We start from the raw sequence: 12,425 nt of genomic DNA on the forward strand, positions 1-12,425 counted from the left end.
TTTTTAATCAGACAATTGCGGGTAGACAAACCGTGCACGCAAAAATGACGAAAAGGTGGTTCGACCATGTCTGATATGAACGGAAAAACGATTGTTATCACCGGCGCAAGCAGCGGAATCGGAGAAGCAACAGCTGCAAAGTTTGCAGACGAAGGAGCGAACGTCGTGCTTGCTGCGCGTCGAAAAGAACGGCTTGAAGAGCTTCAGCACAGCCTGCAGGACAAGCCAGGTAAAGTAGAGATCAAGCAGACGGATGTGACGTCAAAGGATGAAGTCCACGAGCTGATCCAATTTACGGTCGACACGTTCGGCGGCGTCGATGTGCTTTTCAACAACGCCGGCTTGATGCCGCTCAGCTTCATGGAAAAAGGCAAGGTCGATGAGTGGGAAAAGATGGTCGACGTTAACATCAAGGGCGTCTTGTATGGTATTCACGCTGTGCTGCCGCATATGCAGGAGCAGAACAGCGGACACATTATTACAACGTCCTCGATTGCGGGCCATGAAATCATGCCTTCCGGAGCCGTTTACTGCGGCACGAAGTTTGCAGCACGCGTGATCATGGAAGGTCTCGGCAAAGAGCTCGCCGGCACTGATATCCGTACGACATCCATTTCACCGGGTGTCGTGGATACGGAGCTGACAGAAACGATCACAGACGAAGACGTGCTGGAAATGTTCGAAAAGAATTTCGGCAAAGGCAAAATGACGCCGCTTGACAGCAAGGACATCGCTGAAGCTGTCTATTACACGGTTCAGCAGCCTAAAAACGTCGATGTGAACGAAATTATTGTCCGCCCGAACAATCAGGGCTGATAACAGTAAACGAGAAAGAAGCGGCCGCGCGCCGCTTCTTTTTTGTGCAGGCACAGTAAGACCGGCACCGTTCCTCGGTCGTTGCACAGAAACAGCTTCACGCCTTTGCACGGCTTTCCGGATCGAATGATCAGCAAAAAAGCCGCCCCCTGAGGACGGCTTACGTATCGCTTATTCAGCTGTCTGACGTACGCTTGCGATATACGGAAGGTTGCGGAACTGCTGGGCGTAATCAATGCCGTAGCCGACGATAAATTCATCGGGAATCACGAAGCCGACGTAATCGATCGGCAGTTCCACGCGGCGGCGCTCCGGTTTGTCGAGCAGCGTGCAGACAGCCATCTTTTTGGGACGGTGCATGCGCAGGTGATCGACGAGAAAATCAAGCGTCAAGCCGCTGTCGACGATGTCTTCCACGACGACGACGTTTTCACCGGTGATATTGCTGTCGAGATCCTTTAAAAGCTTGACCTTGCCGGTCGTTTCTGTCTGATTGCCGTAGCTGGAAACCGAGATGAAGTCGACCTGAACATTGACCGTTGACTTAAACGCCCGCATCAGATCAGCTGCAAAGACGAACGAGCCTTTCAATACTGCAATCAACGTGACGGGCTCATCGTGAAAATCCTTCTGAATCTCATCCGCAAGCTCCTGAACACGTCGTTGAATCGTTTCCTCGGAAAGCATCGTATCATGGATTTCGTATGCCATAACGTCTCCCTCTTTTCACATAAATATCGAGAAGAATATCCCTACGTATCATAACGCCGCAAGCTGAAAATGTAAAACGCCTGCAGGAAAATAGAGGAATCCTTGAATCAGAATCGAATAAAAGAGCGGAGGAGGGATTTACGTGAACAGCATTCATCTCATTACGCTTGGGTGCAGCAGCCTGAAGCGCTCGCTTGCCTTTTACCGGGACGGGCTCGGCATGCAAACGAGCGGCAGCCCGGAGGACGGGATTATCTTTTTTCAAAACGCAGGCACCCGGCTTGCTTTGTTTCCAAAAGACCAGCTTGCTGAAGATATTGGCGCAGCACCTTCTGAAGGGTTTACCGGCATGACGCTTGCCTACAACACAAAATCGGAACAGGAAGTGCGGGACGTGCTGCAAGCTGCTCACAACGCTGGCGGAACGATCGTTAAAGAGGCGCAGCGCGTCTTTTGGGGAGGGTACAGCGGCTATTTCCGCGACCCGGACGGCTACTATTGGGAAGCCGCCTATTCAGAAGACTGTGAATTTAACGATCACGACATGCTCATTATAAACGAATAAGGGGAGAAGCAGATATGAATATTCGGGACCAGGTTGTTCTGATCACCGGTGCAGGGCGCGGACTCGGTGCCGCATGCGCCAAGGCATTTGCAGCCGAGGGAGCGCGGGTAATCATTAATTATTATCAAAGCCAGGAAAAAGCAGAGGCGCTGGCCCGTGAAATTGGGGAACCGGCAGTGGCACTTCAGGCCGATGTCAGAAAGAAAGAAGAACTAGCGCGTCTCGTTCAGGAAGGAGAGCGTCATTTTGGAGCGCCGGTGTCCACCGCCGTTCATAATGCGCTCGTCGATTTCCGCTTTGACCCGGAGGCGCAGGAGGATCTGGAGCACGTCTCTTGGGAATCGTTTGAAACACAGATGGAGGGAAGTGTGAAGGGGGCGTTAAACGTCGTGCAAGCCGTGCTTCCGTCGATGAAGAAACAGGAATTCGGCCGCCTCATCATGATCGGCACGAACCTCGTTCAACATCCGGTCGTTCCGTACCATGAATATACGTCCGGAAAGGCGGCGCTGCTCGGCTTTACCCGCAATGCAGCGAAGGAGCTCGGTCCGTCCGGCATCACCGTCAATATGGTATCAGGCGGCCTGCTGGAAAAGACGGATGCGAGCAGCGTAACGACACCGGAGGTATTCGATATCATTCGGCAGACGACGCCGCTTCAGCGGGTAACGACACCAGAGGAAATGGCGGATGCCGTGCTGTTTTTCAGCTCGCCGTGGTCGCGGGCAGTGACCGGCCAGAACTTGGTCGTTGACGGCGGACTTGTTATGCATTAATCAGTCGGGGCGCCGCGGTTAACGCTTCGGATAGCCGCGGCGCTCCGCGTACGGTACACATTGAAAGCAGACATGGATCGGTCTGCCTGATTCATCTTCATAGCGCTGTGCTTCGCTGGAAGCTTTGCCGCAGAACTCGCAGCGTCGTCCTCCAAACAGGGAGCGGAGTTTTCGAAACATGCGTATCGCCTCCTTCGTAAAGACAGTGTACATAACGAGAGGCCTGGATGTCTTCTAACATGCACAGCTTCAAGGAGAAAGAGTATGGACTTATTTGCAGGCAAACGAGTAAAGCAGTTAAAAGGATTTTCGCAACATCCGTGCTACTTGGCAGAGGACGGGACAGGAAGGTCGGTCATAAAACGGTTTCCGCTTGCAGAGCAGGCAAAGCGTCGGGAACAGCTCCGTGTGATGGAGCGGCTGTTTATGAAGGGGCTGCCTGTGCAGGAAGTAATGTGTGTGCAGGAAGAGGCCCCGTATCTCTGGGTGCAGCTGAGCTGGATCGAAGGAGAAGATCTGCGAAGCTGCAAAGCGTCGAAGACAGAAGCAGACATGTACAGGCTGGGCCGAGAAGCAGGCGCTATGCTGCGGAAGCTTCATGACGTAAAAGCGCCTGCAGAAAAAATCGGCTGGGCCGATCGTGCGTGGGAAAAGCACCTCCGCTACGAAGCGGTGTGTAAAGAGAAAAAGCTGACGTTTTCGGGAATACATAAGGTTTCAGAATGGGTGAAGCGGCACCGGCATTGGATGAATCGTGTGCCGGAGCGGCTGCAGCACGATGATTTTCATCTTGGAAATCTTCTTGTATCCGGCGGCCGGCTGACAGGTGTAATTGATTTTGACAATATGGATTGGGGCGACCCTTATCACGATTTTGTCAAAACAGCGCTCTTTCAGCTCGATGACAGCAGAGCCTTTGCCTGCGGACAGATTCACAGGTACTTTCACGATCAGGTACCGTCTGCTTTTTGGGAACGGTACAGCTTATATACTGCGATGGTGCTGTTCTCGTCGCTTGCCTGGGGTCAGATGTTTGCTCCGAAAGAAGAGGAGATGACGAGACGACGAATCGACCGGGCTTTACGCGATCATCATCACTTTAAGCAATTAAAGCCGGCATGGTATGAGGAGGAAGATGTGTGGAGCACGTAACTACTTTCACAAGGGACTACGAGAAAAGAGGAACGATGAGCCGGGATGAGGTGCACCGCGAAGGAGAATGGCACGAAACGTTTCAGTGCTGGGTCACGTTTGATGACGAGGAAGACCGCTATGTGGTGCTTCAGCGTCGAAGCAGCGTAAAGCGTGACTTCCCCGCGCTCTATGATATTACAGCTGCCGGTCACCTGACGGCGGGTGAACAGGCGGCAGACGGTGTCAGAGAAATGGAGGAGGAAATCGGTCTGCAGGTGACGATGGCGGACCTGCGTCCGCTCGGGCGACTGCAAGACGAGATTGAAATCGGTGCTTTTTTAGATCGGGAGCACTGCCACGTGTTCCAGCTGCATACCGATCGCGATGTCGTCAACCGGCTTCAGTTTCGCGATGGCGAAGCCGACGGGGCCTGCAGCGTGAAGCTGGAGGAGTTTCAGGAGCTTATTGCGGGTGTGCGTTCTGCCTGCAGCGGGATTTCGGACACAGGCAGGCGACTCGTACTGGCCAAGGAGGACCTTGTGCCGCACAGCAGCCAATACTGGGAGCAAGTAATGCCGGCGTTAAAAGAGGTTAACGAGGAGGAGTAGAGATGGAGGATATATTACGAACGGTGCCGGAGCAGTTTGAAACAGAGCGGCTGATTATCCGTATGCCGATGCCGGGCGACGGCCAAGCCGTCTGGGAAGCGAAGCAGGCGACTCGTTCGTCACTAGCAGAATGGCTGCCGTTTATCCCGCTGGATGACACGGTGGAAGAAACAGAAGCCGAGCTGCGCAGGGCAGCACTCCGCTACTTGGAACGAAGCGATTTCCGGCTGTTTTTGTTCCGTAAAACAGATGGCGCCTACGTCGGCTCAAGCGGACTGCACAGGGTGGACTGGACCGTCCCGAAAGTGGAAATCGGCTACTGGGTGGATGCGCGCTACAGCGGACAGGGGTACATAACAGAGGCGGTTGCCGGGGTCGCGCGCTTCGCTGAATGTGAAATGGGCGCGCGCCGGATTGAAATTCGCTGCGACACGAAAAATGAAAAAAGCAGGGCGGTGGCGGAGCGGCTCGGTTTTACGCTGGAAGGAATTTTGCGTCAGGATACGCGCTATGAACGCGGAGGTCTGCGCGATACGTGTATTTTTGCAAAGGTGGTGACGGAATGATGAACGTCGAACGGCTGGAGGAATGGGATGCGGCAGCTTATTTTCAGCTTCGCCTGCAGGCGCTTCAGATGCACCCCGAGGCATTTGCGACAAGCCTGGATGAGGAAGCGAAGCACGGGGTAGAGAAATTTAAGAAACGATTTCAGGAAAGCAAAGCCTGGACCTACGGCGCCTTCGACGGAGAAAGACTGTGCGGCGTGATTACACTGTTCCCGCAGCAGCTGAAGAAGGTGCAGCATCGGGCAGAGATAACCGCCTTTTTCGTCCATCCGTCTATGCGAAGGCACGGCATCGGACGCAGGCTGCTGGAGGCGGTCTGGGAAGCGGCCGAGGTTGACGCCTACATTGAGCAGCTGAACCTGTACGTCACTGCTCAGAATCACGCTGCTATTTCGCTGTATGAGGAATTTGGTTTTTCGGTGACCGGCAGAGAAGTGGAAGCACTTTTTGTAGACGGCGTGTATTATGATGAGCTGCGCATGACGGCGAAGCTGGAGGAATCGCTGTGAACCCGCTGGATCATCTGGAGCTGTACGTCAGCCGGCTGGATGAATCCGAGGCTTACTGGGGTTGGCTGCTGCAGGAGCTTGGATTTACCCCGTTTCAGCATTGGGAAGAAGGGAGAAGCTGGCGCCATGGCGACTTTTATCTCGTCATCGTGCAGACGGAGGAGCGATTTCAGGACGTTCCGTATCATCGCTGCCGCACCGGGTTGAATCATCTCGCCTTCCGGGTGCCGACGAAAGCCGACGTTGACCGGCTGACGCAGGAGGTCAAAAAAAGAGGGATGCCGATCCTGTACGAGGACCGGCATCCGTTTGCAGGCGGACCGGATCACTATGCGCTTTACACGGAGGACCCAGACCGGATGAAAGTGGAAATTACAGCGGAAGAAGCTTAGTGAGGCAGCTCTAACGCCCGTTTCCGCCAGCGCTCAAAAACGACTCCGAATACCAGCAGGAACGCTAGAAAAACAGCGCCGTAAACGAGGCTGAACAGGAGCTCGCCGGTGCCTATTAAAAAGAAAAGACCGAAATGAACGGGAACCGCGGCAAGCAAAGCGGCATACACCCAGCGCATTTGTTTCACAACGGAGAGCAGGTAGGCGTTTGGCCGTCTGCGGAAATAGAACATGAATAGAAGCAGGCCGATGACAAGGGCCGTCAGCCAGAACGCATAGCGGCCCGGATCGTTCCAGGATCCATACATAATCGGCCACTGCAGGAAAAAGAGCGGGACGAGCATCCCCTGGGAAAGCAGCGGAGCAAGGCCGAGGTTTCGGGGCTGAAACTGCTCGTCGTACCGTTCCTGCTCGGATTCATTCCATTCCGCAGCAAGCTCAGAAGGAGGCGGAAACTGACGCACGGCCAGCTTCTCCGCCTGAACGCTGTCCTCGCCGTGCTCGATAAGCCCGGACTTTACTTCCTCTAACTCCTCACGCACCTGCCGAAGAACCGGTTTTTTCTGCCGGTCCGTAAACATATAGAGCTTTCCGGAAAACGCCCGCAGATAGTCTTCAATCATCTTTCTTCCTCCCGTTTCTAACGCGATCTCTTCTGCAGTCTGCAGCTAATCAAGCCCGCCTTCTGTTTAATAAATTCCCTCAAAAAGTACGGTATATGGTAATCATATTCCAATTTTAGGGCGGGTGTCAACTCGTCTTCTTCCTTCAGCGTACGTGAGAAGCTGAGGAGCAAGGAAAATGTTCAACTTTTTCCGCGAAAGCGTTAACCTCGTCTGGCAAATGTTCAACTTTCGCCCGCAAAGCATTAACCTTGCTGCGAAAGTGTTCACGAGCATCAACTTAGAACTGTTATAACGAAGAAAGCGTTAACTGGCGGAGGAAAACATTCAACTTTCACGGGCAACCGTTCAACTTTTCGAAGGCGAGAGTTAAGGTCAGCTTTCCGAGGGAAGAAAGTTGTTACGGATGTGCGCAAACTTATTATTTGGAGCATCAAACATTTCAATCTCGGTTCTGAACTTATGATTTCCAGGCTGAAACTTGACTTTGTTATCAACTGGCGTTCTTGATAACGAAAATCTTATCACGATCGTGCCGGAAGTTTTCATTCTGGATGTTCAAGTTATCATTTCACCGCTGCGTACTCATATCCGGCGCCTGCAAAAAAGACCGGCACGAAAACGTCGAAAGCTGAACTTGAAGCAGGCGTAACCCCTGCAAAAAACGCTGCCTCTCCGTATAAGCCCGATCCTTCCCCCGCCATAGTCGTTCCCGCACAAAAAAAGGGCCGTCCCGGGCAGGGGGACGGCCTCTCAAGAAAGGGGGAGAGGGGTGTTACTTACTTACTGATTGATGGCGTCGACAGACTGAATCAGACCATTTCCGTAGTCACGCTGGGCGCCGAGCGGTTCTGCTGTGTCGTTCAGCAGCTGGCGTAGCTGGACGTTGGAAAGGTGCGGTTTCGCCTGCCAAACCTGGGCAGCGACACCCGCAACGTGCGGTGCTGCCATAGACGTACCGTTCAGGGCATCGTAGCCGTTTCCAGGCACGGTGCTGAGCACGTTTACACCTGGAGCTGAAATTTCAACGGCTGGTCCGGCGCTGGAGAAGGAAGCTGTGTTGTTGTTCTCATCCACAGCGGCGACAGCCATCGCGGACTCATACTGAGCCGGGAATCCGACTGTATCAAAGAAGCCCATCCCTTTACCGTCGTTACCGGCTGCTGCGACGACAAGAATGCCTTCGTCATAAGCGAGATCGGTAAAGTTTTCAAGCACAGAGGAGCCGGAAGAACCGCCAAGACTCATGTTGATGATGTCCATGTCGTTTTCAATCGACCACTCAATGCCGCGTGCGATGCCGTCGAGGGAACCGCTGCCTTCGTTGCTGAGTACTTTGACCGCGTACAGATCTGCATCCGGCGCGACGCCGAGAACGCCGAGATCGTTTTCAACAGCTGCAACGGTTCCGGCTACGTGCGTTCCGTGGCCGTTTCCGTCAGAAAATGGATTGGAGTTAGCGGAATCACTGAAGACGGAAAAGCCGCCCTGGACGTTAGCTGCCAGATCCTCGTGGCTAATGTCGATCCCTGTATCCAGAATCGCTACATCCATGCCGTCTCCGCGGAAACCGAGCTCCTGCGCCTGCACACCCTGTACGCTTTCAATGCCGTAAGGGATATCCTGCAGCGTTGTTACTTCTGCGTTCTCATCAAGCGCCGCGACGTGCGGGTGATCCTCGAGCGCTTCTGCCTGGCTGTCTGTCAGTTCAACGAGGTTAACCGGGAGGTAATCATATTCGTAAAGCACATCCTCGTCTTCTACGCCGAAAGCATTCATTAAGCCCGCTTCCGCCGGTCCGTCGAACTGGATCAGGTACTCCTCTTTATCGCCTTCCGTTTCCACTTCAGCCGTTTCAGCACCAGCCGTGAACGGAATTAAAAGCAATGCAGCAGTAAGTCCTCCAAAAGCAGCTTTCTTCATCCAATCATCCTTTCATCAAATAGTAGGAATTTTAGTCTTCATAAGGCAGGTCCATCGGCTCGACTGAATCTTCGTAAGGCAGATCAGCCGCTGTGAGAGAGCCTGAGACGGCACCTCCGGCAAACGTGACAATGAGTGCTGCCATGAGCAGGTATTTCATGATTCGTTCACCTCCTTTAAAAAGTACGGTATAGTGAAAAGACCAAGTCCAGAAACAGGTGATGCATAATGAACAGTCAGATGCTCGGGTCTACCATCGCTGCGATCCGCAAAGAAAAAGGAATGTCACAAAAGCAGCTTGCCGACGGAATTTGTACCCAGGGTGCCATTTCCCAAATCGAGAAGGGCGATATGATCCCGAAAATTGATACACTTTACTACCTGGCCCTTCGTCTTGATACACCGCTGACGCTCTTTATCGATGTCTTCATCGAACCTGACTTCGAAGCGCGCGATCAGGTCGTCAGTCAAATTGAAGCGGCTGCCCGTGAACGGAAGCACGAAGAGATTTACGAGCTTATTGAGAAGCTGCGTGCAGAGAGTGCAATTGAAGATGCTTCTCTCGACTGCTATCTCACCTGGTTTCACACCGTCTCCAGCTACTACACTGGGCGGATTGATACGCGGGAAGCGATCCACCGGCTGCGCTATTTGCTTGAAGAAGGAGACGATACGGAAATTCGCCGCCACCATCTTCACCTGCGTATCATGAACACCCTCGCGTACCTTCATGCGTTTGAAGGACGTCCGCTGCAGACGATTTACTATCAGGATCGGATTTTAACCACTCGAGTCCGGACAAAATCGGCAGCTAACGAGCTGGACTATGATGCTTTTCTGATCCGCGTCATGTACAACAAAGCGAAAACGCTGTATGACATGGGTGAGATCGATCAGGCACAGCAGGTGATCAGCCGTGCCATAGAACGTTCGATTGAGCAGGAAAACATGTCGATGCTCGGTCAGCTTTATTACTACCGGGGCCAGTGTCTCGAGCGCACAGCACCGGGAGAGAAGACCGAAATCGAAGAAGCCTACCAGCGGGCGCTGCTGTTTTTTGAAATCTTAAATAAGCGCCAGTATACAAAGCTGTTATGGGAGCAGAAGGCGCAGTACCTTGTGTAAGCTGCTTCTGCCTCTGCGCTAAATTCAGAATACTTGCAACAGTAGGAATTATCAATGCTGTTCGGGCGACGAAATATTAGTGTACTAATATCCAGATCATGGGGAGGAGGGACTTTCATTGATCAGATGCTTCTAAAACAACCGGCACAGCAGAAAACAACCTTTATTAACCGTTTTGGGACTTTTATCGATAGCAGAAAGAGCAACGTCTGTCTTGCATGCAGGTATATGAAGCGCTTTCTTTAAATTGAAAAACATGGTAAACTGCTTGTATAGTCAAAAACGGCTTTTCTTTTTTATTTCGGGATGCAAACGATTGCACAATCAAACAGCGCTGTAAAAGCCGTTTTATCCGTGAAGGGAGATGCATATATGATGAAGCCTTATGTAAAGCAGGATCCATGGTCCATAATTGAAGAGGGATTTGATCCGCAGAAGCAGGAAATATCCGAGAGCTTGTTCAGTATCGGCAACGGCCATACCGGTCAGCGCGCAAATTCCGAGGAAACTTACAGCGGCTCTTCCTTGCAGGGCAGCTACATGGCAGGCGTCTACTATCCGGACAAAACGCGCGTCGGCTGGTGGAAAAACGGCTATCCGGAATACTTTGCAAAAGTATTGAATGCGACGAACTGGATCGGCTTGAAGCTGATCATTGACGGAACAGAGCTTGATCTGGCAAAAGTTGAGGTGACCGATTTCCGCCGAGAACTGAACATGAAGGAAGGCTTCCTGAAGCGGACGTTTACAGCAAAACTCAGTCCGGAAAAACGCGTTCATATTAAGGCTGTCCGCTTTGTGAGCATGGCGCGCAAGGAAATTGGCGCGTTGTCCTATGAGCTGACACCGGAAGGATTCAGCGGGCAGCTGGAGCTGGAATCGTATCTCGACGGCGACATTAAAAATACTGATGCCAACTACGATGAGAAGTTCTGGGATCCGGTGAACCAGTCTGTGAACGGCATGCGCGCCTCTGTTACCGTGAAGACAAAGAAGCTTGATTTTCACTACTGCACGGTGAAGGAAACAGAAATCCACCAGAACGGCAGCTACACCCCGATCGAATCGACACCTGTCCTCCGCGATAAATACGCGGGTGTCCGGGCAGATATCGCGTTGAAAGACGGGGAAGCAACGACGATTTACAAGTATACCGCACACGTGACGAACCGCGATCATGCGAAGGAAGCGCTGCAGGCGAAAGCGGAGCAGGCGCTGGAGGCTGCGCTTCAGGCCGGCTTTAAGCAGCTTCAGAAAGAGCAGGCAGAGGCGTGGGAAACCAAATGGCTCGACAGCGATATTGTGATAGAAGGAGACACGGCAGCGCAGCAGGGCATCCGGTTTAATATCTTCCAGCTGAATCAGACGTATACCGGCGAAGATGCAAGGCTCAATATTGGACCAAAGGGCTTTACCGGCGAAAAGTACGGTGGCAGCACCTACTGGGATACAGAAGCCTACTGCTTGCCGTTTTACTTGGCGACGGCTGATTCCCGCATCGCCCGCAATCTGCTCGTCTATCGCTGGAATCAGCTCGGAAAAGCGAAAGAAAACGCAGCGAAGCTTGGTTTTACAAAGGGTGCCCTTTATCCGATGGTCACGATGAACGGGGAAGAGTCCCATAATGAATGGGAAATTACGTTTGAAGAGATCCACCGCAATGGGGCGATCGCTTATGCGGTTTATCAATATACGGACTATACGGGGGACACCTCTTATATAGAAGAAGCGGGAATCGAGGTTCTCGTGGAGATTTCCCGATTCTGGGAGGATCGCGTGCTGTACAACAAACGGCGCGGGGCATACATGATGCTTGGGGTTACCGGTCCGAACGAGTATGAAAACAACGTGAATAACAACTGGTATACGAACCGGATTGCCGCCTGGACCCTTTCCTACACGCTTGACACGCTTACTGCGTGGAAAGAGAAACAGCCGGAGCTGTTCACAACATGGCAGAAGCAGCTGGGTATAACCGATGACGAATTGACTAAGTGGGGCGACATCCGCTCCAATATGTATGAACCGTATGATGAGGAAACGGGCGTGTTTTTGCAGCAGGACGGGTTTCTCGATAAAGAGCTGATGGCTGTCAGCGAGCTGGAGGAAAAGCATCTTCCGCTTAATCAGAACTGGTCGTGGGACCGGATTCTTCGCTCCTGTTTTATTAAGCAAGCTGACGTTCTGCAGGGGCTGCACTTTTTAAATCACGAGTATGATGACGAAACGAAGCGCCGCAATTTTGATTTTTATGAGCCGATGACGGTGCATGAATCATCGCTTTCCCCGTGTGTGCACGCGGTGCTCGCCTGTGAACTCGGCTACGAGGCAAAAGCGTACGACATGTATCTGCGGACGGCGCGGCTCGATCTCGATAATTACAACAACGATACGGAAGACGGCTGTCATATTACAAGCATGGCCGGCACGTGGATGGCAGTGGTACAAGGCTTCGGTGGTATGAGAGTCCGTAATGGAGAGCTGCACCTGAATCCTGTTCTGCCGGAAAACTGGGACGGCTATTCATTTAAAATCGTCTTTGGAGGCGCCCGCCTGTTGATTCGGGTAGCGAAAAGCGGGATCACAGTCATCAATGAAACAAATCAGAGCGTGGAGCTGTCGGTCAACGGCAGCCGGATCACCGCTTCTGCCAATCAGGAAGTGAAGGCGGGCTGAC

The 12,425-nt window shown here is 52.6% G+C and carries 15 protein-coding genes; 10 read left to right on the forward strand and 5 right to left on the reverse strand.

All coding sequences use genetic code 11. From position 1 onward, the window contains the following. Nucleotides 1-66: 66 nt before the first annotated feature. Nucleotides 67-816 (forward strand): SDR family oxidoreductase, encoded by a 750-nt coding sequence (locus ACFO4L_RS05360; protein ID WP_377908672.1) that lies wholly within the window; start codon nt 67-69, stop codon nt 814-816. Nucleotides 817-987: 171 nt separating this feature from the next. On the opposite strand, the gene hpt is transcribed toward ACFO4L_RS05360, so the two are convergent. Further along, nucleotides 988-1,527 (reverse strand): hypoxanthine phosphoribosyltransferase, encoded by a 540-nt coding sequence (hpt, locus tag ACFO4L_RS05365; RefSeq protein WP_168006615.1) that lies wholly within the window; start codon nt 1,525-1,527, stop codon nt 988-990. 142 nt (nt 1,528-1,669) lie between these two features. Between hpt and ACFO4L_RS05370 the strand changes: the two genes are divergently transcribed. Together ACFO4L_RS05370 and ACFO4L_RS05375 are read left to right on the forward strand one after the other, a co-directional pair. Beyond that, nucleotides 1,670-2,092 carry a VOC family protein gene (locus tag ACFO4L_RS05370; RefSeq protein WP_377908673.1) on the forward strand — a complete coding sequence of 141 codons (423 nt, stop codon included), beginning with the start codon at nt 1,670-1,672 and terminating at the stop codon, nt 2,090-2,092. Nucleotides 2,093-2,106: 14 nt separating this feature from the next. Next, nucleotides 2,107-2,868, forward strand: a complete 762-nt coding sequence (locus tag ACFO4L_RS05375; RefSeq protein ID WP_377908674.1) for a 3-oxoacyl-ACP reductase — start codon at nt 2,107-2,109, stop codon at nt 2,866-2,868. Between the two features lie 18 nt (nt 2,869-2,886). On the opposite strand, the gene ACFO4L_RS05380 is transcribed toward ACFO4L_RS05375, so the two are convergent. Beyond that, a complete protein-coding gene (locus ACFO4L_RS05380; protein ID WP_377908675.1) occupies nt 2,887-3,048 on the reverse strand; it encodes a hypothetical protein in 162 nt (53 codons plus the stop codon). An 84-nt stretch (nt 3,049-3,132) separates the two neighbouring features. On the opposite strand from ACFO4L_RS05380, the gene ACFO4L_RS05385 reads away from it, so the two are divergent. Genes ACFO4L_RS05385 through ACFO4L_RS05405 form a run of 5 tightly spaced genes read left to right on the forward strand, consistent with a single transcriptional unit; the run spans nt 3,133 to nt 6,077 of the window. Then, nucleotides 3,133-4,020, forward strand: coding sequence for a phosphotransferase family protein (locus ACFO4L_RS05385; protein ID WP_377908676.1), 888 nt, complete (start codon nt 3,133-3,135; stop codon nt 4,018-4,020). Further along, nucleotides 4,008-4,610 carry an NUDIX hydrolase gene (locus ACFO4L_RS05390; RefSeq protein WP_377908677.1) on the forward strand — a complete coding sequence of 201 codons (603 nt, stop codon included), beginning with the start codon at nt 4,008-4,010 and terminating at the stop codon, nt 4,608-4,610. Before ACFO4L_RS05385 ends, ACFO4L_RS05390 begins: the two co-directional genes overlap by 13 nt. Before the next feature lie 2 nt (nt 4,611-4,612). Next, nucleotides 4,613-5,176 carry a GNAT family N-acetyltransferase gene (locus ACFO4L_RS05395; protein ID WP_377908678.1) on the forward strand — a complete coding sequence of 188 codons (564 nt, stop codon included), beginning with the start codon at nt 4,613-4,615 and terminating at the stop codon, nt 5,174-5,176. Continuing rightward, nucleotides 5,173-5,685: a GNAT family N-acetyltransferase gene (locus ACFO4L_RS05400; RefSeq protein WP_377908679.1), complete on the forward strand. Its 513-nt coding sequence runs from the start codon at nt 5,173-5,175 to the stop codon at nt 5,683-5,685. The genes ACFO4L_RS05395 and ACFO4L_RS05400 overlap by 4 nt, the downstream gene beginning before the upstream one ends. Nucleotides 5,686-5,690: 5 nt before the next feature. Beyond that, nucleotides 5,691-6,077: a VOC family protein gene (locus ACFO4L_RS05405; protein WP_377908858.1), complete on the forward strand. Its 387-nt coding sequence runs from the start codon at nt 5,691-5,693 to the stop codon at nt 6,075-6,077. Here the strand turns inward: ACFO4L_RS05405 and ACFO4L_RS05410 are convergent. From ACFO4L_RS05410 to ACFO4L_RS05420, 3 genes are all read right to left on the reverse strand, one after another. Next, nucleotides 6,074-6,700, reverse strand: a complete 627-nt coding sequence (locus ACFO4L_RS05410; protein WP_377908680.1) for a hypothetical protein — start codon at nt 6,698-6,700, stop codon at nt 6,074-6,076. The genes ACFO4L_RS05405 and ACFO4L_RS05410 overlap by 4 nt on opposite strands. Nucleotides 6,701-7,483: 783 nt before the next feature. Beyond that, on the reverse strand, nt 7,484-8,623 hold the full coding sequence (locus ACFO4L_RS05415) for a S8 family peptidase (RefSeq protein WP_377908681.1): 1,140 nt from the start codon (nt 8,621-8,623) through the stop codon (nt 7,484-7,486). A gap of 31 nt (nt 8,624-8,654) precedes the next feature. Beyond that, nucleotides 8,655-8,783, reverse strand: coding sequence for a hypothetical protein (locus tag ACFO4L_RS05420; RefSeq protein WP_377908682.1), 129 nt, complete (start codon nt 8,781-8,783; stop codon nt 8,655-8,657). 68 nt (nt 8,784-8,851) lie between these two features. Here ACFO4L_RS05420 and ACFO4L_RS05425 point away from each other — a divergent pair, with 68 nt between their 5' ends. Both ACFO4L_RS05425 and ACFO4L_RS05430 read left to right on the forward strand, forming a co-directional pair. Further along, a complete protein-coding gene (locus ACFO4L_RS05425; protein WP_377908683.1) occupies nt 8,852-9,748 on the forward strand; it encodes a helix-turn-helix domain-containing protein in 897 nt (298 codons plus the stop codon). A 375-nt stretch (nt 9,749-10,123) separates the two neighbouring features. Further along, nucleotides 10,124-12,424: a glycoside hydrolase family 65 protein gene (locus ACFO4L_RS05430; RefSeq protein WP_377908859.1), complete on the forward strand. Its 2,301-nt coding sequence runs from the start codon at nt 10,124-10,126 to the stop codon at nt 12,422-12,424. Nucleotide 12,425 lies beyond the last annotated feature (1 nt).

Origin of the sequence: Bacillus daqingensis (assembly GCF_042654445.1) — a bacterium.
Classification (GTDB): Bacteria; Bacillota; Bacilli; order Bacillales; family Salisediminibacteriaceae; genus Alkalicoccus; species Alkalicoccus luteus.

Excerpts from the sequence above, each read along its gene's own strand:
- ACFO4L_RS05360 (WP_377908672.1), top strand. The coding sequence starts at position 67 with ATGTCTGATATGAACGGAAAAACGATTGTTATCACCGGCGCAAGCAGC.
- hpt (WP_168006615.1), bottom strand. The coding sequence starts at position 1,527 with ATGGCATACGAAATCCATGATACGATGCTTTCCGAGGAAACGATTCAA.
- ACFO4L_RS05375 (WP_377908674.1), top strand. The coding sequence starts at position 2,107 with ATGAATATTCGGGACCAGGTTGTTCTGATCACCGGTGCAGGGCGCGGA.
- ACFO4L_RS05380 (WP_377908675.1), bottom strand. The coding sequence starts at position 3,048 with ATGTTTCGAAAACTCCGCTCCCTGTTTGGAGGACGACGCTGCGAGTTC.
- ACFO4L_RS05385 (WP_377908676.1), top strand. The coding sequence starts at position 3,133 with ATGGACTTATTTGCAGGCAAACGAGTAAAGCAGTTAAAAGGATTTTCG.
- ACFO4L_RS05395 (WP_377908678.1), top strand. The coding sequence starts at position 4,613 with ATGGAGGATATATTACGAACGGTGCCGGAGCAGTTTGAAACAGAGCGG.
- ACFO4L_RS05400 (WP_377908679.1), top strand. The coding sequence starts at position 5,173 with ATGATGAACGTCGAACGGCTGGAGGAATGGGATGCGGCAGCTTATTTT.
- ACFO4L_RS05410 (WP_377908680.1), bottom strand. The coding sequence starts at position 6,700 with ATGATTGAAGACTATCTGCGGGCGTTTTCCGGAAAGCTCTATATGTTT.
- ACFO4L_RS05415 (WP_377908681.1), bottom strand. The coding sequence starts at position 8,623 with ATGAAGAAAGCTGCTTTTGGAGGACTTACTGCTGCATTGCTTTTAATT.
- ACFO4L_RS05420 (WP_377908682.1), bottom strand. The coding sequence starts at position 8,783 with ATGAAATACCTGCTCATGGCAGCACTCATTGTCACGTTTGCCGGAGGT.
- ACFO4L_RS05425 (WP_377908683.1), top strand. The coding sequence starts at position 8,852 with ATGAACAGTCAGATGCTCGGGTCTACCATCGCTGCGATCCGCAAAGAA.
- ACFO4L_RS05430 (WP_377908859.1), top strand. The coding sequence starts at position 10,124 with ATGAAGCCTTATGTAAAGCAGGATCCATGGTCCATAATTGAAGAGGGA.